Source organism: Pseudomonas sp. HLMP, from assembly GCF_046365545.1.
In the GTDB taxonomy this organism is placed as follows: Bacteria; Pseudomonadota; Gammaproteobacteria; order Pseudomonadales; family Pseudomonadaceae; genus Aquipseudomonas; species Aquipseudomonas guariconensis_B.
Genome location: NZ_JBDLLR010000001.1, coordinates 963,869 through 988,815, shown reverse-complemented (window position 1 = coordinate 988,815; position 24,947 = coordinate 963,869). Strand labels below are relative to the sequence as shown.

The following is a 24,947-nucleotide window of genomic DNA, read 5'->3' as shown; positions in this document are numbered from 1 at the left end:
GCGCCCCCTTCATGTCACTGCCGCCAAGCCTTGCGCAAACGCATCAAGGCATCGGCGATCCGAGCTTCCGGCACCGCAGCAAACCCCAGCACCAGCCCTGCCCGTTTATCCACAGGCACCTCGCTGTCCTCCAACCAATAATTGCTCAGCGGCGTGATCTCCACCCCTGCCGCTTGCGCCCTGGCTACCAGCTCCTGCTCGCGCGCAAAGTTATCCACATCCACCTTCACGTGCAGCCCCGCCGCCACCGCCGGCATGCTCCCCAGCCCGGCGATATCCTCGGGCCAGCCGGCCTTCAGCACGTTGCGTCGCGCCAACGCGGCCTTGCGCATGCGTCGGATATGCCGCTGGAAGTGCCCCTGGGCCATGAACTGCGCCATCACCTGCTGGGTGCCCACCTCGGAGTGACGTACCGCCAGCGCCCGCCCCTGGCTGAACCCCTGCACCAGTTGCCTGGGCAGTACCAGGTAGCCCAGGCGCAAGGCGGGGAAGGCGATCTTGCCGAAGGTGCCGACGTACAGCACCCGGCCCTGCCGGTCCAACGCCGCCAGGGGGGCCAGGGGGGCGCCGCTGTAGCGGTACTCGCCGTCGTAGTCGTCCTCGATGATCCACCCCCCCTGGCGCCCGGCCCAGGCCAGCAGCGACAGGCGCCGGGCCAGGCTCATGGTGACACCGGTCGGGTACTGGTGGGCGGGTGTGACATAGGCCAGCCGGCAATCGGTCAGTTGGGCGAGCCGCTCGCAATCCAGGCCTTCGTCGTCCACCGGCACACCCCTGACATTGGCCCCCGCCACGGCAAAGGTGTGTCCGGCGGCCCGATACCCTGGGTTTTCCACAGCCACGCCGTCGCCCGGTTGCAGCAGCAACTGTGCACAAAGGCTGATCGCCTGCTGTGCACCACTGGTGATCACAATTTGTTCAGCACTGCAGGAGAGCCCACGTGACCGACGCAGGTAGGCAGCGATGAGCTCGCGCAACGCAGGCTCGCCCGCCGGATCGCCATAACCCAGCGATGCAGGGTCGGGATTTCGCCAGAAACCCGCTTGCAGCCTGGCCCAGACCTCGAACGGGAACAGGTCGAAAGCCGGCACGCCAACGCGAAATGCCCGCGGCGCTCCCGCTTGTGGAGGCGGCAGATGGTTATTCTTCAGACGCTGCAGAGGCTCACTGGCACCCGGAAAACTGGATGAATCCTCAGTATCAACTGACGAAAATGTGGATAAGTCTGTTGATAAACCCAGGGATAACCCTGTGGACAGTTGTGTGGATAATTTAGGTAGCCGACTGACGTAGGTGCCATCCCCTACCCGGCTTTCTATGTAGCCCTCGGCATACAGCTGGTCATAGGCACGCACCACGCTGTTGCGCGAAAGCGCCAGCATCGCCGCCAGGTCCCGCGTTGCCGGCAGGCGCGTGCCACTGCCCAGGCGCCCATCCAGCACCCGTGCGCGCAATGCCTGGTAGAGCTGCTGACTAAGCCCGCGACGGCGGTCGAGCACGATACCCGCCGGGTCGAAAGGCAACGCAAGGGCGCGCTCATTCATGGTATTGGACCTTTCAAAACAGCCTTTATTGGCTCTTACATAGAGCCAATAGCCTGCCTAGGATGGAGCCATTCGACAAGGAGCTGCGCCATGTACAACGCCAGACCCCACCAGGAACACGACCTCGAGCGTTTGCATGCACAGATGCTGGAAACCCGCCTCGCGGTGCTGGTCAGCCATGGCGCGCAAGGCCTGCTGGCCACCCACCTGCCAGTGCTGGTCGATACGACCGAGGGCGAGTACGGCACGGTCCATGGCCACCTGGCGCGGGCCAATCACCAATGGCAGGACCTGGCACAAGGCGGCGAGGCCCTGCTGGTGTTTCCCGGGGCAGACGCCTATGTCAGCCCGTCGTACTACCCCAGCAAGGCCGGCGCCCCGAAGGTGGTACCCACCTGGAACTACCTGGCGGTGCATGCCTATGGCCCGGTCGAGGTCATCCACGACGCGCCACGCCTGCTGGACATCGTCAGCCGCCTGAGCGACCGCCACGAGCAGGGCCGCAGCGAGCCGTGGAAAGTGGCCGACGCCCCCGCCGACTACATCGACGGCATGCTCCGCGCCATCGTCGGCATCCGCCTGCCCATCGCCCGCCTGCAAGGCGCGCGCAAGCTCAGCCAGAACCGCAGCGCCACCGACATCCAGGGCGTGCGCGACGGCCTGGCCCGCAGCCCCGACTACCTGGACAAGCAACTCGCGGCGCAGATGCGCCTCCCCTGAAGGAAGAAAGCCCCATGACCCGCATCACCCTGCGCCCGGTCGGCGCCAACGACCATGCCGCCTGGCTGCCCCTGTGGCAGGCCTACCTGCGTTTCTACCAGACCAGCTTGGCCGACGAGGTCAGCAACGTTACCTGGCAGCGCATCCTCGATCCCAACGAACCAACCCATTCGGCCCTCGCCTGGGTCGACGGCAAGGCGGTAGGCATGGTCAACTGGATCTATCATCGCTCCAACTGGAGCGTCGAGAACGCTTGCTACCTGCAGGACCTGTACGTCGATAACACACAGCGTGGCCAGGGTATCGGCCGCCAGTTGATCGAGCACGTCTATGCCACGGCCAAGGCGGCTGGCTGCGCCAAGGTGCACTGGCTGACCCACGAGACCAACGCGACCGCCATCGGCCTGTACGAACAGGTCGCCGAGCGGCCAGGCTTCATCCAATTTCGCAAGGCACTGTGAGCCGGGAGCCGAACATGAACCAGCCGCTACACTGGAAACCCGCCGCCCTCCCCAAGGCCGAACCCCTTGAAGGCCGCTTCGTTCGCCTGGAAAAGCTCGACTCAAGGCACCACGGCGACGACCTGTGGGACGTGCTGCAGGGGCCGGGCTCCGACCCTGCCCTGTGGGACTACCTGCCCTACGGCCCATTCTCCGAACGGCCGGACTTCGACCTCTGGCTGGACGGCAACGCGGCCAGCCGCGATCCGCTGTTCTACAGTGTCATCGATCGCGCCAGCGGCCAGGTGCAGGGCATCCTGAGCCTGCTGTCGATCGTCCCCGAGCACGGCCGCATCGAGATCGGCCACATCGCCTTCAGCGCCGCCATGCAGCGCACACCAAAAGGCACCGAGGCGATCTACCTGCTGGGCAAGCTCGGCTTCGGGCTGGGCAACCGCCGCCTGGAATGGAAGTGCAACAACGCCAATGCCCGCTCGAAGCGCGCGGCAGAGCGCTTGGGCTTCGTCTTCGAAGGGGTGTTCCGCAACCACATGGTGATCAAGGACCGCAACCGCGATACGGCCTGGTATGCGATTACCGATGAACAGTGGCCAGCGGTGGCAGCGGGGTTCGAGCGTTGGTTGAGCGAAGCCAATCAACGGCCCGAAGGGCAACTCGAAACGCTCGAGGCCTGCCGGAACCGGACCTGAGCAAGCTCGCCAGGGCCAGGTAAGGATCAGATGACCTGACGCTGTCGCCTGCCCCCCCATCTGTAGGCCGGATGGGCGAAATACGGCGTTCTTGTTTCTGTCTTTCCCAGGATTCCGTGAAGAACCAAAAAAAAAGGGGAGCATATCGCTCCCCACGAGGTAAACCGCTTGCAGTCGAAGGCGTCTATCAGCCCTCGATCTCGATCAGGATCTCACCCGGGGTCACCCGGTCGCCCTTGGCCACGTGGATGGCGACGACCTTGCCGGCGATCGCCGCCTGGACTTCGGTCTCCATCTTCATGGCTTCGGTGATCAGTACAGCCTGGCCGACCTTGACCATGTCGCCTTCCTTGACCAGCACGTCGACGATGTTGCCCGGCATGGTGGTGCTCACATGACCCGGATCGCTGGCCTGCTTGCGCTTGCTGCCGCCGCCACCGACGAACTCGTTGAGCGGCTCGAACACCACTTCTTCCGGCATGCCATCGATGGACAGGTAGAAGTGACGCTTGCCTTCGGCCTTGACACCGACACCGGTAATGTCGACGCGGTAGGTCTCGCCGTGCACGTCGATGACGAACTCGGTCGGCACACCTTCGCCGCTGGCCGAGGCCACGGCACCGGCTTCCGGGATCGGCAGCAGGACTTCGGGCTTGAGGGTGCCGGCTTCGCGCTCCTCGAGGAACTTGCGGCCGATGTCCGGGAACATGGCATAGGTCAGCACGTCTTCTTCACAGCTGGCGAGGCTGCCGATCTCGGCGCGCAGCTTGGCCATTTCCGGCTTGAGCAGGTCGGCCGGACGCACGTCGATCACCTCTTCGCTGCCGATCGCCTGGCGCCGCAGCTTCTCGTCGACCACACCCGGGGCCTTGCCGTAGCCGCCCTGCAGGTACAGCTTCACTTCGTTGGTGATGGTCTTGTAGCGCTCGCCGGCCAGCACGTTGAAGAACGCCTGGGTGCCGACGATCTGCGAGGTCGGGGTGACCAGCGGTGGGAAGCCGAGGTCTTCGCGCACGCGCGGGATCTCCGCCAGCACTTCGTTCATGCGGTTGAGCGCGCCCTGCTCCTTGAGCTGGTTGGCCAGGTTGGAAATCATGCCGCCTGGAACCTGGTTGACCTGCACGCGGGTATCCACGGCGGTGAACTCGCTTTCGAACTGGTGGTACTTCTTGCGCACGGCGTAGAAGTACAGGCCGATCTCCTGCAGCAGCTCCAGGTCCAGGCCGGTGTCGTACTCGCTGCCCTTGAGCGCGGCGACCATCGACTCGGTGCCCGGGTGGCTGGTACCCCAGGCGAAGCTGGAGATAGCGGTGTCGATATGATCGGCGCCGTTTTCCACAGCCTTGAGCTGGCACATGGCGGCCAGGCCGGCGGTGTCGTGGGAGTGGATGAACACCGGCAGCGACTGCTCGGCCTTCAGCGCCTTGACCAGTTCGCCAGTGGCATAGGGAGTCAGCAGGCCGGCCATGTCCTTGATCGCCACCGAGTCGCAACCCATGGCTTCCATCTGCTTGGCCTGGGTCACGAAGGCTTCGATGGTGTGCACCGGGCTGGTGGTGTAGGCGATGGTGCCCTGGGCGTGCTTGCCGGCAGCCTTGACCGCCTCGATGGCCACGCGCAGGTTACGCACGTCGTTCATGGCGTCGAAGATGCGGAACACGTCGATGCCGTTGACCGCGGCCTTGGCGACGAAGGCCTTGACCACGTCGTCGCTGTAATGGCGGTAGCCCAGCAGGTTCTGGCCGCGCAGCAGCATTTGCAGGCGAGTGTTGGGCAGGGCCGCACGCAGCTTGCGCAGGCGCTCCCACGGGTCTTCCTTGAGGAAGCGCACGCAGGCGTCGAAGGTGGCGCCCCCCCAGACTTCCAGCGACCAGTAGCCGACCTTGTCGAGCTTGTCGCAGATCGGCAGCATGTCTTCGGTGCGCATGCGGGTGGCCAGCAGGGACTGGTGAGCATCGCGCAGGATTGTGTCGGTGACAAAGATTTTCTTGGACATTATTCGGTTCCTCACAGGCCTGCGTGTGCAGCAATGGCGGCGGCGATGGCCAGGGCCAGCTCTTCGGGTTTGCGCTTGATCGAGTAGTTGGTCAGTTCCGGGTGGCTTTCCACGAAGCTGGTGTTGAACTGGCCGCTACGGAATTCCGGATTGCGCAGGATCTCCTGGTAATACGCGGCAGTGGTCTTCACGCCTTGCACACGCATGTCGTCCAGGGCCCGCAGGCCACGGTCCATGGCTTCTTCCCAGGTCAGCGCCCAGACCACCAGTTTCAGGCACATGGAGTCATAGAACGGCGGAATGGTGTAGCCGGTGTAGATCGCGGTATCGGTGCGTACCCCGGGGCCGCCAGGTGCGTAGTAACGGGTGATCTTGCCGAAGCTGGGCAGGAAGTTGTTCTTCGGATCCTCCGCATTGATGCGAAACTGCAGCGCGTAGCCGCGGTGCTGGATGTCTTCCTGCTTGACCGACAGGGGCAGGCCCGAGGCGATGCGGATCTGCTCGCGGACGATATCGATGCCGGTGATTTCCTCGGTGATGGTGTGCTCCACCTGCACGCGGGTGTTCATCTCCATGAAGTACACCTCGCCATCGGCGAGCAGGAACTCCACAGTGCCGGCATTCTCGTAGTTGACCGCCTTGGCCGCGCGCACCGCCAGGTCGCCGATGTAGGCGCGCTGTTCCGGGGTCAGCTGGGGGCTCGGGGCGATCTCGATGAGCTTCTGGTTGCGACGCTGGATCGAGCAATCGCGCTCGAACAGGTGCACCACGTTGCCGAAACTGTCACCGAGGATCTGCGCCTCGATGTGCTTGGGATTGACGATGCACTTTTCCAGGAATACTTCGGCCGAACCGAAGGCCTTGGTGGCCTCGGAGATCACCCGCGGGAAGGCCTGCTCCAGCTCCTCGCGGCTGTTGCAGCGACGGATGCCGCGGCCACCACCACCGGAGGTGGCCTTGAGCATCACCGGGTAACCGATGCGGTCACCTTCGCTCAGGGCTTCATGGATGTCGGCGACGTTGCCTTCGGTGCCAGGGGTCACGGGCACCCCGGCCTGGATCATGGTGCGGCGCGCCTCGGTCTTGTCGCCCATGCGGCGAATGACGTCGGCGGCAGGACCGATGAACTTGACCCCGCGCTCGGCGCAGATTTCCGCCAGTTCGGCGTTCTCCGAAAGGAAACCGTAGCCCGGATGCAGGGCATCGCAGCCGGTTTCCACGGCAAGGTTGACCAGCTTGCGCGGGTTCAGGTAGCCGGACAGGGGCTCGGCACCGATACTGTAGGCCTCGTCGGCGCGCTTGACGTGCAAGGCATGACGGTCGGCGTCGGAAAAGATCGCGACCGAGCGAATGCCCATCTCGGCGCATGCACGCACGATCCGAACTGCGATTTCACCCCGGTTGGCGATCAGGATTTTTTTTATCACTGGAGTCTTCCCAAAGCCGATGGAACAGACGACCCGGTTCTACCGGTCGGCGCGTGACCAGACGCTACTGGCCAGTCGCGTATTCACCCTAGCGCTGTAGGTTGATAAACAAAAATCAATATTTATTAGAGGCAGCATTAGCAAAAGCTTATAGTGCAGTAACAAGGTTTTGCCGGAGCCTGGAGAGAAATGCGTAAGTCATTGATGCGTATGACATTGCGTCAATTGCAGATCTTCAACGAAGTGTGCGATTTGCGCTCGTACAGCCGAGCGGCGGAGGAAATGGCGCTGACGCAACCCGCCGTTAGTCTACAGATCCGTCAGCTCGAAGAGCTGATCGGCCAGCCGCTGTTCGAGTACGTCGGCAAGAAGCTCTACCTGACCGAAGCGGCCGAAGCCCTGCAACGGGCCAGCCGGGACATCTTCGGGCGCCTGGAGAACCTCGACATGCAGCTGTCGGACATGCAGGGTTCACTGCAGGGGCAGTTGAAGCTGGCGATCGAGTCCAGCGCCAAGTACTTCGTGCCACACCTGTTCGCCGCCTTCAAGCAACGTCACCCGGAGGTCAACCTGACCCTCACCGTGGTCAACCGGGCCCAGGCGATCCGGCGCCTGTCGGACAACCGCGACGACCTGATCATCATGTCGATGGTCCCCCAGGACATGGGCCTGGAGTTCATGCCGTTCCTGAACAACCCGATCGTCGCCGTGGCGCCGCCCGACCACCCGCTGTGCAAGCTGGAAAAGCTCCGCCTGCAGGACCTGGAGCCTCATACCCTGCTCATCCGCGAGCAAGGTTCGGGCACACGCAAGGCCTGCGAGGAATACTTCAAGGACAAGCGCGTGCACTTCACCCAGACCCTGGAAGTGGCGTCCTCCGACGCCCAGCGCGAATGCGTGATCGCCGGCCTGGGCATTGCCCTGCTGACCCGCCATGCACTGAACATGGAACTGGCCACGGGCGTACTCAAGGAACTGCCGGTGGAGGAGCTGCCGCTGTACCGCAGCTGGTGCCTGGTGCAGTCCAAGGCCAAGCGGCAGTCGCCGGTGGCCTTGGCGTTCCAGGCGTTCATTCGCAATGAACGTGCGAGGATCAGCGGGCTTGTGGAGCGATTTTCGGGGAAGTTGCCGCAGATACCTGCCATACCGTGATGTCTTTCAGCTCAGGGTAGTCGGCGATCTCACGCAGTAATTGGCGTTGCTCGCAGTAGCTTTCGATCGCACGGCGAAACTCCATGCGACGCTGATCCTTCTCGTGCTGTTTGCGAGCCTTGGCGCTGGGGTGGTACGAGCCATCGTGGTCACGAGCCATTGCCTGTCTCCCAGATGAGGATGCGGGGAGTTTCAGACTGGCGTGATGGTTTTACGGTTTGGTGCAGATCGGGTGACAGTATCGTGAATTCTTGCCGCCAATGGCGGCTTGTTCGCAGGCCAAGAGCCTCTGGAGCCGCTTGGCTTGCCTTGGGCATCCAGGATCAGTCGTCGGTCGCCTTGATCGACTTCGGCGACAACCGCAGGCTGCGCAGGCTGCGCTTGACGCTCTTGAGGTGGTTGACCAGGCTCGGCCCACGGGCCATGGCCACGCCCATGGCCAGCACATCGATCACCACCAGGTGGGCGATCCGTGAGGTCAGCGGGGTGTAGATCTCGGTGTCCTCGTGCACGTCGATGGCCAGGTTGACGGTGGACAACTCCGCCAGCGGCGTCTGGCTCGGGCACAGGGTAATCAGGTTGGCACCGCTCTCGCGCACCAGGTTGGCAGTGATCAGCAGGTCCTTGGAGCGGCCCGACTGGGAGATGCACACCGCCACGTCGCCCGGCTTCAGGGTCACCGCCGACATCGCCTGCATGTGCGGGTCGGAATAGGCCGCGGCGCTGAGCAGCAGACGGAAGAACTTGTGCTGGGCATCGGCGGCCACCGCACCGGAGGCACCGAAACCGTAGAACTCCACGCGCTGGGCCTGGGCCATGGCGGTCACCGCCTGCTGCAGTGCCTGCGGGTCGAGGTGCTCGCGCACTTCCATCAGGGTATGCAAGGTGGTGTCGAAGATCTTCAGGCTGTAGTCGGCGACCGAGTCGTCCTCGTGAATCGCGAACTGCCCGAAACTGGCGCCAGCGGCCAGGCTCTGGGCCAACTTGAGCTTCAGGTCCTGGAAGCCCGAGCAACCGATGGCCCGGCAGAAGCGCACGATGGTCGGTTCGCTGATCCCTACGCTGTGGGCCAGGTCGGCCATGGAACTGTGCATGACGGCAGCCGGATCGAGCAGTACATGGTCGGCCACTTTCAGTTCCGATTTGCGCAGCAAGTGGCGCGATTGGGCGATATGTTGCAACAGATTCACAGGCTGGACTCGGTTATGATCGGCTGGCCGGGATGTAGCTTTCTTGTAGTTATACTACATGACCGGCGACCCGCCCAGCTAAACGAATGTGGAGAGTGGTGGTTTTGACTATTCCTTGCGACATCCTGGTCTTCGGCGGCACGGGCGACCTGGCCCTGCACAAATTGCTGCCGGCGCTCTACCATCTGTATCGCGAGGCCCGTCTGCACAACGCCGTGCGCATCATTGCCCTGGCCCGGCGCAACCTGCCACGGGACGAGTACGTCAAGCTCGCCGAACGCCACTGCCGCGCCCAGATCGCTCGCAATGATTTCGAAGAGGACGTCTGGCGGCGCTTCTGCGCCCGCCTGGACTACTTCGCCATGGACGCCTCGCAAAGCGCCGACTTCGGCCGCCTGGCCCGTTATCTCGGCGAGCCCGGCGGGCTGACGCGGGTCTACTACCTGGCCACCGCCCCCAACCTGTTCGTGCCCATCGTCAACCACCTGCGCATCGCAGGCTTGGCCGACAGCGAGGCGCGCATCGTGCTGGAAAAACCCATCGGCCACTCGCTCGGTTCGGCCACCGCCATCAATGAAGCCATAGGCGCGGTGTTCGACGAGTCCCAGGTGTTTCGCATCGACCACTACCTGGGCAAGGAGACGGTGCAGAACCTCATGGCCCTGCGCTTCGCCAATGCCCTGCTCGAGCCGGTGTGGCGCAATGGCCAGGTCGATCATGTACAGATCAGCGTCTGCGAGACCCTCGGCGTGGAGAACCGTGGCGCCTATTACGACCGTGCCGGGGCGACCCGCGACATGCTGCAGAACCACCTGCTGCAGTTGCTGTGCCTGGTGGCCATGGAGCCTCCCGCGCAGTTCGAGGCCGAGGCGGTGCGCGACGAGAAGGTGAAGATCCTCCGTGCCCTCAAGCCGATCACCGGCCAGGACGTGCAGGACAAGACCGTGCGCGGCCAGTACGGCGCCGGCAGGATCGGCGGCCAGGAAGTGCCGGCCTACTACTTCGAGAAGGACGTGGACAACGACAGCGATACCGAGACCTTCGTCGCCGTGCAGGCACAGATCGACAACTGGCGCTGGGCCGGCGTGCCGTTCTACCTGCGCACCGGCAAGCGCATGGCGCGGCGCTCGTCGCAGATCGTCATCCAGTTCAAGCCTGTGCCCCATCAGCTGTTCAGCGGTGGCCAGGTCAACCAGTTGCTGATCCAGTTGCAACCGGAGGAACGCATCAGCCTGCGCATGATGACCAAGAGCCCGGGCAAGGGCATGCGCCTGGAACCGGTGGAACTGGACCTGAACCTGGCCCAGGTGTTCGGCCAGACCCGCCGCTGGGAAGCCTACGAGCGCCTGCTGCTGGATGTGCTGGCGGGCGATTCGACCCTGTTCATGCGCCGCGACGAAGTGGAAGCCGCATGGGCCTGGATCGACCCGATCCTCAAGGGCTGGGAGGAGCACTTCCAGGCCCCGCGCCCCTACCCCGCCGGCACCAACGGGCCGGAGCAAGCCAACAGCCTGCTGGCGCACCAGGGCCGGGCCTGGCACGCATGAAGCAGCGCTTTGCCCCCTAGGCGCCGGGATTGGCCAGCAGGGCCTCGAAGCGTCGCGCGTCGACCGGCTTGCTGATCAGGTAGCCCTGCGCCTCGTCACAACCATGCTCGCGCAGGAATGCCAGCTGCTCGCGGGTTTCCACCCCCTCCGCCACCACCTTCAGCTCAAGGCTCTTGGCCATGGCGATGATCGCCCGGGTGATGGCCGCATCCTGCCGGCCTTCATGCAGGCCGCGGATGAAGGCCTGGTCGATCTTCACGTAGTCGACCGGGAAGCGCTTGAGGTAGCTCAGCGACGAATAGCCAGTGCCGAAGTCGTCGATAGCCAGCTTGACCCCCAGCTCATGCAACTGGCGGAAGGTGGCGATGATGTGCTCGACGCTGTCGAGCAACTGGCTTTCGGTCAGTTCCAGCTCCAGCAGGTGCGGCGCCAGCCCGCTCTCGTCCAGCACCTGGCGCACCAGGCTGACGATCTTGCCCTGGCGCAGTTGGTAGACCGACAGGTTCACCGAGACGCGGATCGCCAGCCCCTGGCGCTGCCACTCGCACGCCTGCCAGCAGGCCTGGCGCAGGACGAACTCACCCATCGGTGCGATCAGCCCGGTTTCCTCGGCCAGGCCGATGAACTCGCCCGGCGGCACCATGCCCCATTCGGGATGCTGCCAGCGCACCAGCGCTTCGGCCGCGTGCAGGCGGCCGCTGCGTAGGCACAGCTTGGGCTGGTAGTAGACCAGCAACTGCCGCTCGTCGAGGGCCTTGCGCAGTTGGTTTTCCAGTTGCAGGCGCTCAAGGGTGCTGGCGCGCAGGCTCTCGGTGTAGAACTGGAAATTGTCGCCGCCCAGGTGCTTGGCATGCTGCTTGGCCATGTCAGCCTGGCTCAGCAGCGCGTTGACGTCGAAGGTCGCGTCCGGCAACAGGCTGATCCCCACCGAGGCGCTGACCACCACTTCATGGCCACCCAGGCGCTGGGGAACGCGCAACTTGTCGAGCAACCGCGTAGTGACCCGCACCAGGCTGGACAGGTTGCTGTAGCCGTCGAACAGCACGACGAATTCATCACCGGAAAGACGCGCGACGGTATCGGCCTCGGGCACCGCATTGGCGATGCGCTGGGCCATCCGCTTGAGCAACGTGTCGGCCCATTCATGGCCGAGGCTCTCGTTGAGCAGCTTGAAACGGTCCAGGTCGATGTGCAGCAGCGCCAGGCTGCGACCATTGAGGCGCACCCGCTGCACCGCCTCGTGCAGGCGCAGGCGAAACAGCGCGCGGTTGGCCAGCCCGGTCAGGTCATCGTAATGGGCCAGGTAGCGCAAGCGCTCCTCGGATTCGCGTCGCGCCGACAGGTCGGTATAGAAACCGACGATGTTGCTGATATTGCCGCGCACGTCACGCACGCCATTGAGCTGCAGCCATTGCGGGTAGAGTTCGCCATTGCTGCGCGCCTCCACCAACTCGCCCTGCCAGCGCCCCTGCTGCTCCAGGGCCTGGCCGATCGCCTGGCTGTGGCGCCGGGCATCGCGGCTGCAGGGCAGGTCCAGGGCGTTGCGCTGGATCAGCTCCCCCCGACAGTAGCCGGTGATGTCGCAAAAAGCCTGATTGACCGCCAGCAGCTGGAAATCCGCATCGAGAATGGCGATGCCTTCGCTGGCCGCTTCGAACACAGTGGCGGCCAGGCGTTGCTGCTCTTCCTGCTCCTTGCGCGCCGTGATGTCGCGGCGCGTACCGAGCATGCGCAGCACCTTGCCGTCGGGGCCATGCTCCACCGCCCGGCCACGGTCCTCGATCCAGCACCAGTGGCCTTGGGTGTGGCGCACGCGGTACTCGACACAATAGTCTTCGCTGCGGCCCTTGAGGTGCTCGACCAGGGTCCGGCGCAACAGCGGCAGGTCGTCCGGATGCAGGCGTGGCTTGAGGTCGGCACGGACCGAGCGGACCTGCCGCGGGTCCAGGCCGAACAAGGCATGTAGCTGGGTGTGATGCACCTCGTCGCTCTCCAGGTTCCAGTCCCACAGCCCCAGCTCACTGGCGTCCAATGCCAGGGCCAGGCGCTGCTCGCTCGTACCCAGGGCATGGTTGGCCAGGTCCAGTTCATGGCTGCGCTGGGCTACCTGCTGCTCCAGCCCGGCCTGGGCCTGGCGCAGTTGATCTTCGGCGCACCGGCGCTGTTCCACCTCGCTGAGCAATACCTGGTTCAGGTGCTCGCCATGGCGCTGGGCCTCCTGCAACTGCTCGATCAGCGCCTGGTTCTGGAAGCGCCGCAACAGGCCGCGCTCGATCAGCCGGTTGACCTGCCAGGCCACCACCATCAGCGCCGCCAGCAGGATCAGGCCGAGCCAGCCCCACCCTCGCTGCAGACCCGCTTGGTAGTAGAACAGGAACAGGATCGGTGGCAGCAGGCAGGGCAAGGCGAAACTGAGAAAGGCCGGCAGGCTCACCGCATAGGCCACGCTGGCCGACAGCACCGCTGCCCCCAGCAAGCCGAACACCCAGGCCTGTTGCACGAAGTTATCCACAGGCACCAGGACGATCGCCGCACAGGCCAAGGTCAGGCCGCTGAACGCCGAGCCGAGCAGGAACATGCGATGCCAGGTCGGCTTGGCCTGGCGCGCTGGCGTTGCCGCATCGAAAGCCGCCACCTGGATCACCCGCAGGGCCACCAGCGCCAGCAACCAGATCAGCCACACGCCGACCAGCAGGTAGCGCGCAGGGCTCCACAACAGCCAGGCGCACAGCAGGCCGTTGAGCAACATGAACAGGGTGGGCAACAGCGAGCCCTGGTAGAGCAGGCGGGTTCGCTCGATGGAGAGCTGGGTCGCGAATTGCCTGCGTACGTTCCTTATGGTTTGCGGCGATGCTCCGCTCGCCGTGCAATCCTGGGTCATAGGGCAGTGTTCTTGTTATGTTCTTGGCCGCAAAACGAGCAGGGAGCATACACAAGCCCCGCCCCAGGCCAAACTGCTCTGCGTCAGGATGCGCGAAAATACCGCGGCCTTCGCCCCGCGACCGCTCAAGCACGCGGCTCACTCAGCCGTGTCGATGAGTGGCCGGCCAGGCACGGCAAGATTTATCCCAGGGCCGTTTGCCCCTGCCCCCTGCGCGGCCCTAGAATGGCCGGATGCGCAACGATGACCTCTCCCTCCTGCTGAACTCCCTCAACGACGCCCAACGCCAGGCCGTAGCGGCCCCGGTGGGGCGTCAATTGGTGCTTGCCGGCGCCGGCTCGGGCAAGACCCGCGTGCTGGTGCACCGTATCGCCTGGCTGATCCAGGTCGAGCAGGCCTCGCCCCACTCGATCCTGTCGGTGACCTTCACCAACAAGGCCGCGGCGGAAATGCGCCAGCGGATCGAGCAACTGCTGGGCATCAACCCGGCCGGCATGTGGGTGGGGACGTTCCACGGCCTGGCCCACCGCCTGTTGCGGGCCCACTGGCAGGAAGCGCGTCTGGCGCAGAACTTCCAGATCCTCGACGGCGACGACCAGCAACGCCTGATCAAGCGGGTGATCCGCGAGCTCGGCCTCGACGAACAGCGCTGGCCGGCGCGCCAGGCCCAATGGTTCATCAACGGGCAGAAGGACGAAGGCCTGCGCCCGCAGCACATCCAGGCCAGCGGCGACCTGTTCCTGGCCACCATGCGCTCGATCTACGAAGCCTACGAACAGGCCTGCGAGCGTGCCGGGGTCATCGACTTCTCCGAATTGCTGCTGCGCGCCCTGGACCTGTGGCGCGACCACCCCGGCCTGCTCGAGCACTACCAGCGGCGCTTCCGCCACCTGCTGGTGGACGAGTTCCAGGACACCAACGCAGTGCAGTACGCCTGGCTGCGCCTGCTCGCCGCCGGTGGCGACAGCCTGATGGCGGTGGGTGACGACGACCAGTCGATCTATGGCTGGCGCGGCGCCAAGATCGAGAACATCCACCAGTACACCGCCGACTTTCCCGACGCCGAACTGATCCGCCTGGAGCAGAACTATCGCTCCACCGGCGGCATCCTCAAGGCTGCCAACGCGCTGATCGCCAACAACAGCGGGCGCCTGGGCAAGGAGCTGTGGACCGACATGGGCGAAGGCGAGCCGCTGAGCCTGTACGCCGCCTATAACGAGCACGACGAAGCGCGCTACGTGGTGGAAACCATCGAAAGCATCCTCAGGCAGGGCAACGCACGCAGCGAGATCGCCATTCTCTACCGCTCCAACGCCCAGTCGCGGGTGCTGGAGGAAGCCCTGCTGCGCGAGCGCATCCCCTACCGTATCTATGGTGGCCAGCGCTTCTTCGAACGCGCCGAGATCAAGAACGCCATGGCCTACCTGCGCCTGCTCGAAGGCCGTGGCAACGACGCGGCCCTGGAGCGGGTGATCAACGTGCCGCCCCGCGGCATCGGCGAGAAGACCGTCGAGGCCATCCGCGAGCACGCGCGCCACAGCCAGTTGTCGATGTGGGAGGCGATGTGCCAGTTGCTCGCCGCCAAGGCCCTCAAGGGCCGCGCCGCCAGTGCTCTGGGCGCCTTCATCGAACTGATCGAGAACCTCGCCGCCAAGGTCCTGGACATGCCGCTGCACCTGATGACCCAGACCGTCATCGAACAGTCCGGGCTGATCATCTATCACCAGGAAGAAAAGGGCGAGAAAGGCCAGGCGCGGGTAGAGAACCTCGAGGAACTGGTCAGCGCGGCGCGCAACTTCGAAACCAGTGACGACGACGCCGACCTCTCGCCCTTGTCGGCTTTCCTTGGCCACGCCTCGCTGGAAGCCGGCGATGCCCAGGCCGACGAGCACGAGGACAGCATCCAGTTGATGACCCTGCACAGTGCCAAGGGCCTGGAGTTTCCCTATGTGTTCCTGGTGGGCATGGAAGAGGGCCTGTTCCCCCACAAGATGAGCCTGGAGGAGCCCGGCCGTCTGGAAGAGGAGCGGCGCCTGGCCTACGTGGGCATCACCCGGGCCATGCGCCAGCTGATCATGACCTATGCCGAGACACGTCGGTTGTATGGCAGCGAGACCTACAACAAGGTGTCGCGCTTCGTACGGGAGATTCCGGCCGGGTTGGTCCAGGAAGTGCGCCTGTCCAACAGTGTCAGCCGCCCCTTCGGCGGTGCGCAGGCCACCTCGAGCAGCCTGTTCGCCCATGCCAGCATCCCGCAGACCGCGTTCGCCCTCGGCCAGCGCGTGCAGCATGCGGTGTTTGGCGAGGGCGTGATCCTCAACTTCGAGGGCTCCGGTGCCCAGGCGCGGGTGCAGGTGAACTTCGCCGAAGGCAGCAAGTGGCTGATGCTGGGGTACGCCAAGCTGGAAGCGATCTGACCTGTGGGCTGCGTTGCAGCCCCAGATAACAGTTGAAATGTCCTACAGCCTGATCAGCCTTAGCATCAGACCAATCAGGCAAAAGCTGGAAACATTATGGCACTGGCCATATGTCCTACAACCTGTGCACCATGACGCGCGTGCAATCCACAACAGGGGAAATCCCACTTATGCAACGTTTTCTTAGCATCGCTCTGGCGCTCTGCGTCGGCCTGACGCTGAGCCTGGATGCCAACGCCAAGCGCTTCGGCGGTGGCAAGAGCTCGGGCTCCGCGCCTATCCACCAGACCCGCCAGGCCACGCCAACCACGCCTGCCGCCGCGCCGACCGCGCCTGGCCGCGCTCCGGCCGCCGCCAGCGGTGCTTCGCGCTGGCTGGGCCCACTGGCCGGCCTCGCCGCCGGTGGCCTGCTGGCCTCCATGTTCATGGGCGATGGCTTCCAGGGCATGCAGATCCTCGACTTCCTGATCATGGGCCTGATCGCCTTCCTGGTGTTCCGCTTCATCGCCGCGCGGCGTCGCCAGCAGCAGCCGCAGATGGCCGGTGCCAACCACGCACCGTACCAGCGCGAAACCCACGCCCAGCCTGCCCAACCGTCGATCTTCGGTGGCGCCGCAGCCCCCGCTGCCGCAGCCGCACCGGTGATCAACGCGCCAGCCTGGTTCAACGAGCAGAGCTTCCTGGCCGCCGCACGTACCCACTTCATGTCGCTGCAGCAGCACTGGGACGCCAACGAGATGGACAAGATCTCCGAGTTCGTCACCCCGCAGATGCTCGAGTTCCTCAAGCGCGAGCGTGCCGACCTGGGTGATGGCTTCCAGTCCACCTACATCGATAACCTTGAAGTGCAGCTGGAAGGCATCGACGACCGTGCCGACCGGACCATCGCCACCCTGACCTTCCATGGCGTGTCGAAGACCTCCCGTTTCGACCAGGGCGAAGCCTTCAGCGAAAGCTGGCACATGGAGCGCGCCCAGGGCGAGAACCAGCCTTGGCTGCTCGCCGGTATCCGCCAGAACGGCTGATTCCAGGCATTGCACAACGAACCCCGGGCATGTCCCGGGGTTTTTGCTTTTGGCCCAGTGGGCTACTAGGGTATAACGCGCAGCGTCGTCATCAAGGTCAGAGGATGTGAACCGTGGAAGAAGTGATCGATCAGCTCCGTGAAGCCAATGAGCCGGTACCGGTGCCACTGGAACTGCCGGACGAAGACCTGTTGGTCGAGATCGAGGAAGAACTGCTGATCAACATGCCGTTCGGCCTGCGGGAGTTCCTGCTGACCGTCAGCGACGTGGTCTACGGCAGCCTGGAGCCAGTGACCGTCACCGACCCGCAATCCCACACCTACCTGCCCGAGGTGGCCGCCAATGCCTGGGATGCCGGCGTCCCCCGCGACCTGGTGCCGCTGTGCCAGGATGGCGACAACTACTACTGCGTCGAGGAAGATGGCACGGTGGTGCTGTGGGACGCGGAAGAAGAAGCGATCAGCGAAGACAGCTGGGAGACGGTCTGGCACTGGGCCCGGGACGTCTGGCTGGAAAGCTGACCGGCAATCGAACCTGCCTGCGCCGATGAAGGCGCAGGCAGTCGGCATGCGCTCGCTCAGTGCGAGTCGCGGTGGTTGTCCAGGGTTTCCAGCAAGGCGATCTGCATGCGGGTATGCACCCGGATGAACCAGCGCCACAGCAGTGCCACCACCACCGCCGCCACGACTGCGATCACCAGCAACAGCTCATTGGTGGGCAAGATGCTCGCCGACAGGGCCGACAGCAGCAGGAAGATCACCAGCAACGACAGCAGCGGAATCACCTCGGCGATCACCCGACGCACACGCTGGGTATGTCGCCCGGCCATCTCGGGCTTCACGCCCATCTCCGCCAGCAGCATCGACAGCGCCTTGAGCTTGCGGTAGGCGGCGATCAGGAACGGCAGCGACAACAGCAGCGCGGCGCCCCAGATCAGTGCCTTCTGCTGGCTGACATCGCTGACCCATTCGCTCAACCACTCGCCGATACGCCCGGCGAAGTAGCCACCACTGAAGAAGATGGCAATCACCAGGGCCAGGTTCACGCCCACCTGCAGCAGGATGCGCCGGATCATCGCCGCGAGCATGGCCCCCTCGCCCTGGGGCTGGATGCTGCGCAGCCACTCGCCATACAACGACAGCACCCTCGCCAGTCGGCTTGGCACCACATTGCCGAGCTTTCGCGAGAGCGGGTCGGCGGCGCGGATCAGGTAGGGCGTGAGCAAAGTGGTGATGGCCGACACCGCGACGGCGACGGGGTAGAGGAAGTCGCTGGTGACCTGCAGCGACATGCCGAGGGCGGCGATGATGAAGGAAAACTCGCCGATCTGCGAAAGCCCCATCCCCACCCGCAGCGAGGTGCGGCCGTCATTGCCGGCGATGAAGGCCCCCATGCCGCAGGACAGCATCTTGCCCAGCACCACCGCCAGGGTAATCACCAGGATCGGCCAGGCGTACTGGATCAGCACGCTCAGGTCGATCATCAGGCCGATGGCAACGAAGAAGATGGCGCTGAACAGGTCGCGAACCGGCTCGATCAGGCGCTCGATCTTCAGCAACTGGCGGGATTCGGCCATGATCGCGCCGATCAGGAACGCGCCCAGGACCATGCTGTATTCGAGCTTGACCACCAGCAGGCAGAAACCGAAGCACAGGCCCAGCACGGTAATCAGCAACATCTCGTTGCTCTCGAACTTCGCCACGTACGCCAGCAGCCGTGGCACCAGCAGGATGCCGATCACCAGCGCGACGATCATGAACAACGACAGCTTGCCCACCGTGGAGAACACTTCGCCCGAGCTTACCGTGCCGCTGACCGCGATGCCCGACAATAGGGCGATGATGCCGATGCCGAGGATGTCCTCGACGATCAGTACGCCGAAGATCAGCTGGGCGAAACGCTCGTTCTTCATCTTCAAGTCGTTGAGCGCCTTGACGATGATGGTGGTCGAGGAAATGGCCAGGATCGCCCCGAGGAACAGCGAATCCATGGTATTCCAGCCGAACCAGCGGCCGATCTCGAAACCGATCCAGATCATCAGGACGATTTCCATGAACGCCGCGATGAACGCCGTGGCCCCGACCTTGAACAGCTTGCGCAGGCTGAACTCCAGGCCCAGGCAGAACATCAGGAAGATCACCCCCAGTTCGGCGAGGGTCTTGATGGTGTCTTCATCGTGGATCAGGCCGAAGGGCGGTGTGTGCGGGCCAATGATGAAACCGGCGACGATGTAGCCCAGCACCACGGGCTGCTTGAAGCGATGGAACAAAATGGTGACCACCCCGGCGACCAGCATGATCACTGCCAGATCCTGGATGAAGCTGATGGCATGCATGGCGTGGTACTCCTTTCTCGATGCCAGGGCAAACCGCTCCTCTGCCAAGGCAAACCTGAGCGAGCAGCAAATACATAATGTTTTTAACGCAGGAACGCCCATGTTGCATGGGCGTGCTCAGGTTAACATCGCGCCCTGCCGCAGAAAGCCGGTGCAATATGTAGAAACAGATCGGCCATTGCGTCATTGTCGATGGCACTATCCGCGTGACGATGTCGCATCGGCCGACGTCCCGTAAAGGTCGGAACCACCAAGGGGGAACAGAAGTGTCTGCAGATAACGGCCCCGTTTCAGCGCAACCTTACCGTGAGCTCACTATGGAACCTGGAAACGCCCAGTTGACGATGACTGTCCTGATGACCCCGGACATGGCCAACTTTTCCGGCAACGTACATGGCGGCACCCTGCTCAAGTACCTCGACGAAGTCGCCTACGCCTGCGCCAGCCGTTATGCCGGGAGCTATGTGGTGACCCTCTCGGTGGACCAGGTGATCTTCCGCGAACCGGTGCACGTCGGCGAGCTGGTGACCTTCCTCGCATCGGTCAACTATACCGGCAACACCTCCATGGAGGTGGGCATCAAGGTAGTGACCGAAAACATCCGCGAACGCTCCGTGCGCCACTCCAACAGCTGCTTCTTCACCATGGTCGCGGTCGATGACAGCCGTCGCCCGGTGCCGGTGCCGCCGCGCCAGCCCCAGACCCAGGAAGAGAAACGCCGCTTCCTGCAGGGCCAGCAGCGTCGACAGATCCGCCAGGAGCTGGAGCAGCGCTACCAGAACCTCAAGACCGACTCAATCTAGACCGGCAGGGCCTCGAAGCGCACCCGCGGATGCACGATGCGATCCTGGGCCCGCACCAGTTGCAGTTCGTAGCTGGCGCAGGCCTGGGTTTCGAGCAGCACCTCATGCACTGCCGCTGCGGTGAACTCGAAGGCGCGTACCCAGCTGTCGCCCAGCAGCACGCGGGCCAGGAACAGGCCCGAGGTCAGGTCGCCCACGCCCACCGGCTGGCGCGGGAAAGCCAGCAAGGGGCGGCTCAGGTGCCAGCTTTCGTCCCGGGTCACCAGTAACATCTCGAAACTGTCCGCAGCGCGCCCCGGGTAGGCCAGGTGCTTGACCAGCACCACCTGCGGCCCGCGCTCGAGCAGGCTGCGCGCCATGGCCACGCAGTCCTCTAGCGACTCGGCCCGGCGCCCGCAGAAACTGTCCAGCTCCAGCTGATTGGGGCAGAGGATGTCGGCTACCGCAGCGGCCTGCTCGAGCAGGAACTCGCTCACCTCCACCGGCACGATGCAGCCTTTCTCCGCATGCCCCATGACCGGATCGCACAGGTACAGCGCCTTGGGATTCACCGCCTTGATCCGCTCGACACCAGCCAGGATCGCCCGGCCCTGTTCGGCACTGCCCAGGTACCCGGAGAGCACCGCATCGCAGTGCCCCAGCTCGCCAATGCCGGCAATACCTTCCACCAATGCCGGAATCTGCGCGGGCGCGAGCACTTCGCCTGCCCACTGGCCATACTGAGTATGGTTGGAGAACTGTACGGTGTTGAGCGGCCAGACGTTGACCCCGACCCGCTGCATGGGGAACACCGCCGCGCTGTTTCCGGCGTGGCCGAAGACCACATGGGACTGGATAGCGAGTAGATGCGGCGTGCGTTTCATGGGGTATTTTTCCGAAGCAGTTCTTGGGATGCGAGGCGCAGTATGAACCCGATTGCCACCTGTACGACAGGCCAGGAACGCGGTTAAGCTGGACTGACCTGTCTGGAGCCTATGCAAATGTTGACCCTGGAGAACCTTTTCGTCCTGATGTTGGTGGCAACGGCCGGCGCCTGGCTGTGGCACAACCATGGGCTACGCGAAAAGGCGCTGGAGCGGGTCAAGCAGCATTGTGCCAACCTCGACCTGGAACTGCTCGACGACAACGTCGCGCTCAAGCGCATCGCCTTCGTGCGTGATGCCAACGGCCGCAAGCGCCTGGCGCGGATCTACGGTTTCGAATTCACCGTCACTGGCGAACAACGCCACCCTGGGACGGTGACCCAGTTCGGTGCCCACACCATGCTGATCGAACTGGCGCCCTACCCGTTCGAGATCAAGACCCCGCCAAAGGCCGACAACGTCATCGAGATGCAGCAATGGCGCCAGGAGCACAATCGCTGGCGCAACTGATCAGCCCTCCAGGCGACAGTCGGCCAGCGCCGCCTGCAGGGCTTCCCGCGGTTGGGCCTGGTCGAAGATCAGTTCGATACGGGAATCCTTGCGCCACTCGCTCGGTTGCCAGGCCTGTGGGCCTGCGTCCAAGGCATTGAACGAGCGCCAGCCTTCAGCGCTGTGGATAACACCCTTGGCCCGGCGCCATGGCCATGCCTCGAGAAAAGCCTGCATGCGTAGTGCATCGAAGCGCTGGCTGGGGTGCCAGCGCCAGCCGATGCTCCAGCCGCCCTCGCCCTGTTGTGCCTGGCAGATCGGTTGGCGCGGATCTGTCCACAAGGCGGCAGGCGACACGAAAGCGTTGTCCACAGCAAGCTTATCCACAAGCGAGCATCGAGCCTCTTCTGTGGGCAAAACCGGAAGCTGCGCCAGGGAAAATGCGCCATGCTCTGTCCACAAGGCCGGTAAGGCGGGCAGTTGTGCAGTTATCAACAGGCGTGACGGTTCATCCACAAGGCCAGCCTTGTTGAAAACCAGCAAGGCCGCTGCCGCCAGCGCCTCACGCTGCGTGTCCGGCAGCGCCTGGCCACGTGCCAGGGCCTGGGCATCCAGAACCATCAACAGCGGCTGCACGGCCAGCACGCCTGTCCATGGCGCTTGGCCAAGCTGTTCGAGCAGTTGCAGTGGATGGCCGAGGCCAGAGGGCTCGATGAACAGGCGGTGGGGTCGTGCCTTGCGCAGCAGCCGGCCCAGCCCCACCTGGAACGGCATGCCGTTTACGCAGCACAGGCAACCGCCAGCCACCTCGCCGATGGCGATGCCCTCCTCATCGCGGCAGAGCAAGGCCGCGTCGAGGCCGATCTGGCCGAATTCGTTGACCAGCACCGCCCAGCGTTCTCCCGCGGGGCGCTGGGCCAGCAGCTGACGGATCAGGCTGGTCTTGCCGGCACCCAATGGGCCAGCGATCACGTGGGTAGGGATGTTTTGCAACATGTGATGGTTCAATGGCGTCCCCAGGGCCGCCGCAGGCCCCATAAACCACCCACTATGCGCCCTCAAGCCAACCAGTCAAGGCTGAGCAACAGACGCAGCTCCCCCGCTCCGGTCAGCGGCGAGCGGTGTATCAGGCCAGCACCTTCATTGCCCAGCCACTTCTCGCCCTTGAGCAAGGCGACTGCCCCCACCTGCAGGCACTGGATGTTATCCACAGGCGGTGTGGCGTGCGGTAATGCGGTACGATCGATGCGGCCTTCCTCCAGCCATTCGCTGCCCTTGCCGGCATAGGTGGTGAGCAAGCGCAACGGCACGTGATCCACATGAAAGCGCGGGCACATCGTCCCTTCCAGCACCCGCAGGCGCAAGCCGACGCGCCGGGCGCCAAGCAGACAGGTGTAGGCCGATACCAACCACGCCACGTCTGCCACAAAGCCTTCGTAGCCATGCAGGTCGGCTGCGCCGCTCAACAGGCCAGGCAGCACGGGCATTTCCCGCTCGTCCACATCGATCACCCGCTCGTCCGCCATGGGTTGGCCCAGGCTGAGCAACAGTGCAGCGAAGTCCTCCACCTGCGCCGCCAGCCGGCGCTGCCAAACCGCCAGGTTGACCCCATCCTGGAGAATCTCCGCCAGCACCTGGGGCGATTCGCCGAAGACCTGACGGATATCCACAGCCCTGCTTGCCAGCATCACGCGGCAGCCTCCTCATGCCAGGGGCCGAACGGGTCGGGCAGGCGCAACCAGGCCATCGGCCCCAGCGCCATTTCCTCATCGGTCAACAAACAGGCATCCAGCTCTGTGGATAACCTGGCGAAATCGATGTTCTGCCCGATGAATACCAGTTCCTGGCGGCAATCCCCGACCTCCACGCTCCAGTGCTTGAGAATTGCCGCGGTGTTCTCCTCGTCCTGCGGCCAATGCTCCCGTGGCACGAAACGCCACCAGCGCCCGGCCAGCCCATGGCGCATCATGCCCCCGGCCTGGGACCAGCTTCCGGCCTCCTGGAACTTGCTGGCCAACCAGAAGAACCCCTTCGAACGCAACAGCCTGCCATTGCTCCAGGGCTTGTGGATAAAGTCGAAGAAGCGTTGTGGATGCAGTGGCCGACGGGCCTGCCAGGTGCTCGCGGCGATCCCGTATTCCTCGGTTTCCGGGACGTGTTCGCCGCGCAATTCCTGTAACCAGCCGGGCGCCTGGGCGGCCTGGTCGAAATCGAACAGGCCGGTATCGAGAATGCGCTCAAGCGGCACCTGGCCCATGACCATGGGCACGATCTGCGCCCGGCCATTGAGGCTGCGCAAGATGGCCGTGAGCTCTTCGCGCTCATGCTGGCCGATCAGGTCGATCTTGCTGACCAGCAGCACATCGGCGAACTCCACCTGCTCGATCAGCAGGTCGCTGATCGATCGCTCATCCCCCTCGCCCAAGGTTTCGCCACGGCTGGCCAGGCTATCCGCCGCCTGGTAGTCACGCAGGAAATTCAGGCCATCGACTACCGTGACCATGGTGTCCAGGCGTGCCATGTCGGACAGGCTACGGCCCTGTTCGTCACGGAAGGTGAACGTCTCGGCCACCGGCAACGGCTCGGAGATGCCAGTGGACTCGATCAGCAGGTAGTCGAAACGGCCCTCCTGCGCCAAGCGCGCCACTTCCTCGAGCAGGTCCTCGCGCAGGGTGCAGCAGATACAGCCGTTGCTCATCTCCACCAGCTTCTCTTCTGCACGGTTGAGGCTGACATTGCGCTGTACCTCGCTGGCATCGATGTTGATTTCACTCATGTCGTTGACGATCACGGCAACACGCAGGTCCTCGCGATTACGCAGGACATGGTTGAGCAAGGTGCTCTTGCCGGCCCCCAGGAAGCCGGACAGCACGGTAACAGGGAGACGTTTGGTCATTGGCGGAACCCTCATCAGACGAGCGCATTCGAAACGATGCATTGCTTACTGTTATATTATAACAATACACTTTCGCCAAGCCGTGCTCGTCGAACGGTACCCGGAGATGAAAATGAAACTGCCCCGTGCCGTTGTGCTGCTGTTGCTCATCGCGCCTTCGTCAGTACTTGCCATGCCACGCACAGATCTCCCCCTGTGTACACGCAGCGCAACGCTTCTGGCTTGCCAGGATGGCCAAGGCAGCTATTACAGCGTGCGTACCGAGGGCAGCACCTTCTACCTGCGCGGCTACGACAGTGTGAGCCGTCGGCTGTGGGCACAAGCCAACAGCCGTTACGGCTCACTGACGTTCTTCACCGGCCTGGCCAGCGACGGCGAGGCGTGGGTGGGCTATAGCCGGCGTATCGGCTGGACCACCCTGAACCGCGTCTCCAGTTCCAGCGGGCAGCGCTTCAACCTGCACTGCAGCCTGATCGGCGGCTGCCGCTGAATGCCAACCTTTCTTGGAATCC

General features: G+C 64.0%; 22 protein-coding genes. 11 read left to right on the top strand and 11 right to left on the bottom strand.

Translation table 11 applies throughout. The features are described 5' to 3' along the window. Positions 1–14: 14 nt before the first annotated feature. Positions 15–1,544, bottom strand: a complete 1,530-nt coding sequence (locus tag ABFA30_RS04750; RefSeq protein WP_368815800.1) for a PLP-dependent aminotransferase family protein — start codon at positions 1,542–1,544, stop codon at positions 15–17. 90 nt (positions 1,545–1,634) lie between these two features. Between ABFA30_RS04750 and ABFA30_RS04745 the strand changes: the two genes are divergently transcribed. Genes ABFA30_RS04745 through ABFA30_RS04735 form a run of 3 tightly spaced genes read left to right on the top strand, consistent with a single transcriptional unit; the run spans position 1,635 to position 3,414 of the window. Then, positions 1,635–2,264, top strand: coding sequence for an FMN-binding negative transcriptional regulator (locus ABFA30_RS04745; RefSeq protein WP_410045191.1), 630 nt, complete (start codon positions 1,635–1,637; stop codon positions 2,262–2,264). Positions 2,265–2,278: 14 nt separating this feature from the next. After that, the gene (locus ABFA30_RS04740; RefSeq protein WP_225786806.1) at positions 2,279–2,725 is read left to right on the top strand and encodes a GNAT family N-acetyltransferase; all 447 of its coding nucleotides are present in this window, start codon (positions 2,279–2,281) and stop codon (positions 2,723–2,725) included. Between the two features lie 14 nt (positions 2,726–2,739). Then, complete coding sequence (locus ABFA30_RS04735; protein ID WP_225786807.1) at positions 2,740–3,414, top strand: GNAT family N-acetyltransferase; 675 nt, start codon at positions 2,740–2,742, stop codon at positions 3,412–3,414. Positions 3,415–3,601: 187 nt separating this feature from the next. On the opposite strand, the gene oadA is transcribed toward ABFA30_RS04735, so the two are convergent. Then, complete coding sequence (gene oadA, locus ABFA30_RS04730; RefSeq protein WP_410045190.1) at positions 3,602–5,410, bottom strand: sodium-extruding oxaloacetate decarboxylase subunit alpha; 1,809 nt, start codon at positions 5,408–5,410, stop codon at positions 3,602–3,604. An 11-nt stretch (positions 5,411–5,421) separates the two neighbouring features. Further along, positions 5,422–6,837: an acetyl-CoA carboxylase biotin carboxylase subunit gene (locus ABFA30_RS04725; protein ID WP_225786809.1), complete on the bottom strand. Its 1,416-nt coding sequence runs from the start codon at positions 6,835–6,837 to the stop codon at positions 5,422–5,424. Positions 6,838–7,026: 189 nt separating this feature from the next. On the opposite strand from ABFA30_RS04725, the gene ABFA30_RS04720 reads away from it, so the two are divergent. Next, positions 7,027–7,989: a LysR family transcriptional regulator gene (locus ABFA30_RS04720; RefSeq protein ID WP_410045189.1), complete on the top strand. Its 963-nt coding sequence runs from the start codon at positions 7,027–7,029 to the stop codon at positions 7,987–7,989. Here ABFA30_RS04720 and ABFA30_RS04715 read toward each other — a convergent pair. Together ABFA30_RS04715 and hexR are read right to left on the bottom strand one after the other, a co-directional pair. Further along, on the bottom strand, positions 7,931–8,149 hold the full coding sequence (locus ABFA30_RS04715) for a PA3496 family putative envelope integrity protein (protein WP_225786810.1): 219 nt from the start codon (positions 8,147–8,149) through the stop codon (positions 7,931–7,933). The two genes, ABFA30_RS04720 and ABFA30_RS04715, sit on opposite strands and share 59 nt — an antisense overlap. Before the next feature lie 163 nt (positions 8,150–8,312). Further along, positions 8,313–9,179: a transcriptional regulator HexR gene (gene hexR, locus ABFA30_RS04710; RefSeq protein WP_011536461.1), complete on the bottom strand. Its 867-nt coding sequence runs from the start codon at positions 9,177–9,179 to the stop codon at positions 8,313–8,315. Between the two features lie 104 nt (positions 9,180–9,283). Here hexR and zwf point away from each other — a divergent pair, with 104 nt between their 5' ends. After that, positions 9,284–10,726 (top strand): glucose-6-phosphate dehydrogenase, encoded by a 1,443-nt coding sequence (gene zwf, locus ABFA30_RS04705; protein ID WP_225786811.1) that lies wholly within the window; start codon positions 9,284–9,286, stop codon positions 10,724–10,726. A gap of 16 nt (positions 10,727–10,742) precedes the next feature. Here the strand turns inward: zwf and ABFA30_RS04700 are convergent, their stop codons facing one another. Then, positions 10,743–13,607 (bottom strand): EAL domain-containing protein, encoded by a 2,865-nt coding sequence (locus tag ABFA30_RS04700; RefSeq protein WP_410045188.1) that lies wholly within the window; start codon positions 13,605–13,607, stop codon positions 10,743–10,745. A 233-nt stretch (positions 13,608–13,840) separates the two neighbouring features. Between ABFA30_RS04700 and uvrD the strand changes: the two genes are divergently transcribed. The 3 genes from uvrD (at position 13,841) to ABFA30_RS04685 (ending at position 17,570) form a co-directional block, all read left to right on the top strand. Beyond that, on the top strand, positions 13,841–16,024 hold the full coding sequence (uvrD, locus tag ABFA30_RS04695) for a DNA helicase II (RefSeq protein WP_410045187.1): 2,184 nt from the start codon (positions 13,841–13,843) through the stop codon (positions 16,022–16,024). A 170-nt stretch (positions 16,025–16,194) separates the two neighbouring features. Beyond that, the gene (locus tag ABFA30_RS04690) at positions 16,195–17,049 is read left to right on the top strand and encodes a Tim44 domain-containing protein (RefSeq protein ID WP_225786814.1); all 855 of its coding nucleotides are present in this window, start codon (positions 16,195–16,197) and stop codon (positions 17,047–17,049) included. Positions 17,050–17,162: 113 nt separating this feature from the next. After that, positions 17,163–17,570 carry an SMI1/KNR4 family protein gene (locus ABFA30_RS04685; protein ID WP_225786815.1) on the top strand — a complete coding sequence of 136 codons (408 nt, stop codon included), beginning with the start codon at positions 17,163–17,165 and terminating at the stop codon, positions 17,568–17,570. 56 nt (positions 17,571–17,626) lie between these two features. Here the strand turns inward: ABFA30_RS04685 and ABFA30_RS04680 are convergent, their stop codons facing one another. After that, a complete protein-coding gene (locus tag ABFA30_RS04680; RefSeq protein WP_225786816.1) occupies positions 17,627–19,384 on the bottom strand; it encodes a cation:proton antiporter in 1,758 nt (585 codons plus the stop codon). A gap of 317 nt (positions 19,385–19,701) precedes the next feature. Here ABFA30_RS04680 and ABFA30_RS04675 point away from each other — a divergent pair, with 317 nt between their 5' ends. Further along, a complete protein-coding gene (locus tag ABFA30_RS04675) occupies positions 19,702–20,187 on the top strand; it encodes an acyl-CoA thioesterase (RefSeq protein WP_225786817.1) in 486 nt (161 codons plus the stop codon). Here the strand turns inward: ABFA30_RS04675 and pdxY are convergent. Beyond that, on the bottom strand, positions 20,184–21,050 hold the full coding sequence (gene pdxY / locus ABFA30_RS04670) for a pyridoxal kinase PdxY (protein ID WP_225786818.1): 867 nt from the start codon (positions 21,048–21,050) through the stop codon (positions 20,184–20,186). The two genes, ABFA30_RS04675 and pdxY, sit on opposite strands and share 4 nt — an antisense overlap. 117 nt (positions 21,051–21,167) lie before the next feature. Between pdxY and ABFA30_RS04665 the strand changes: the two genes are divergently transcribed. After that, positions 21,168–21,560: a DUF3301 domain-containing protein gene (locus ABFA30_RS04665; RefSeq protein ID WP_225786868.1), complete on the top strand. Its 393-nt coding sequence runs from the start codon at positions 21,168–21,170 to the stop codon at positions 21,558–21,560. Here ABFA30_RS04665 and ABFA30_RS04660 read toward each other — a convergent pair whose 3' ends face one another. The 3 genes from ABFA30_RS04660 to zigA form a co-directional block, all read right to left on the bottom strand. Further along, positions 21,561–22,535, bottom strand: coding sequence for a CobW family GTP-binding protein (locus ABFA30_RS04660; RefSeq protein WP_410045186.1), 975 nt, complete (start codon positions 22,533–22,535; stop codon positions 21,561–21,563). Between the two features lie 62 nt (positions 22,536–22,597). Then, positions 22,598–23,230, bottom strand: coding sequence for a DUF1826 domain-containing protein (locus ABFA30_RS04655; protein WP_410045185.1), 633 nt, complete (start codon positions 23,228–23,230; stop codon positions 22,598–22,600). Beyond that, positions 23,227–24,435, bottom strand: a complete 1,209-nt coding sequence (zigA, locus tag ABFA30_RS04650) for a zinc metallochaperone GTPase ZigA (protein ID WP_225786821.1) — start codon at positions 24,433–24,435, stop codon at positions 23,227–23,229. The genes ABFA30_RS04655 and zigA overlap by 4 nt, the downstream gene beginning before the upstream one ends. A 112-nt stretch (positions 24,436–24,547) precedes the next feature. On the opposite strand from zigA, the gene ABFA30_RS04645 reads away from it, so the two are divergent. Beyond that, positions 24,548–24,925: a glutamine synthetase gene (locus tag ABFA30_RS04645; RefSeq protein ID WP_253080396.1), complete on the top strand. Its 378-nt coding sequence runs from the start codon at positions 24,548–24,550 to the stop codon at positions 24,923–24,925. The last annotated feature ends 22 nt before the right edge of the window (positions 24,926–24,947 follow it).

Bases quoted from the DNA above. Each gene is read 5' to 3' on its own strand.
- ABFA30_RS04750 (WP_368815800.1), bottom strand. From the start codon at position 1,544: ATGAATGAGCGCGCCCTTGCGTTGCCTTTCGACCCGGCGGGTATCGTG.
- ABFA30_RS04745 (WP_410045191.1), top strand. From the start codon at position 1,635: ATGTACAACGCCAGACCCCACCAGGAACACGACCTCGAGCGTTTGCAT.
- ABFA30_RS04740 (WP_225786806.1), top strand. From the start codon at position 2,279: ATGACCCGCATCACCCTGCGCCCGGTCGGCGCCAACGACCATGCCGCC.
- ABFA30_RS04735 (WP_225786807.1), top strand. From the start codon at position 2,740: ATGAACCAGCCGCTACACTGGAAACCCGCCGCCCTCCCCAAGGCCGAA.
- oadA (WP_410045190.1), bottom strand. From the start codon at position 5,410: ATGTCCAAGAAAATCTTTGTCACCGACACAATCCTGCGCGATGCTCAC.
- ABFA30_RS04720 (WP_410045189.1), top strand. From the start codon at position 7,027: ATGCGTAAGTCATTGATGCGTATGACATTGCGTCAATTGCAGATCTTC.
- ABFA30_RS04715 (WP_225786810.1), bottom strand. From the start codon at position 8,149: ATGGCTCGTGACCACGATGGCTCGTACCACCCCAGCGCCAAGGCTCGC.
- ABFA30_RS04700 (WP_410045188.1), bottom strand. From the start codon at position 13,607: ATGACCCAGGATTGCACGGCGAGCGGAGCATCGCCGCAAACCATAAGG.
- uvrD (WP_410045187.1), top strand. From the start codon at position 13,841: ATGCGCAACGATGACCTCTCCCTCCTGCTGAACTCCCTCAACGACGCC.
- ABFA30_RS04690 (WP_225786814.1), top strand. From the start codon at position 16,195: ATGCAACGTTTTCTTAGCATCGCTCTGGCGCTCTGCGTCGGCCTGACG.
- ABFA30_RS04680 (WP_225786816.1), bottom strand. From the start codon at position 19,384: ATGCATGCCATCAGCTTCATCCAGGATCTGGCAGTGATCATGCTGGTC.
- ABFA30_RS04675 (WP_225786817.1), top strand. From the start codon at position 19,702: ATGGAACCTGGAAACGCCCAGTTGACGATGACTGTCCTGATGACCCCG.
- pdxY (WP_225786818.1), bottom strand. From the start codon at position 21,050: ATGAAACGCACGCCGCATCTACTCGCTATCCAGTCCCATGTGGTCTTC.
- ABFA30_RS04665 (WP_225786868.1), top strand. From the start codon at position 21,168: ATGTTGACCCTGGAGAACCTTTTCGTCCTGATGTTGGTGGCAACGGCC.
- ABFA30_RS04660 (WP_410045186.1), bottom strand. From the start codon at position 22,535: ATGTTGCAAAACATCCCTACCCACGTGATCGCTGGCCCATTGGGTGCC.
- zigA (WP_225786821.1), bottom strand. From the start codon at position 24,435: ATGACCAAACGTCTCCCTGTTACCGTGCTGTCCGGCTTCCTGGGGGCC.
- ABFA30_RS04645 (WP_253080396.1), top strand. From the start codon at position 24,548: ATGAAACTGCCCCGTGCCGTTGTGCTGCTGTTGCTCATCGCGCCTTCG.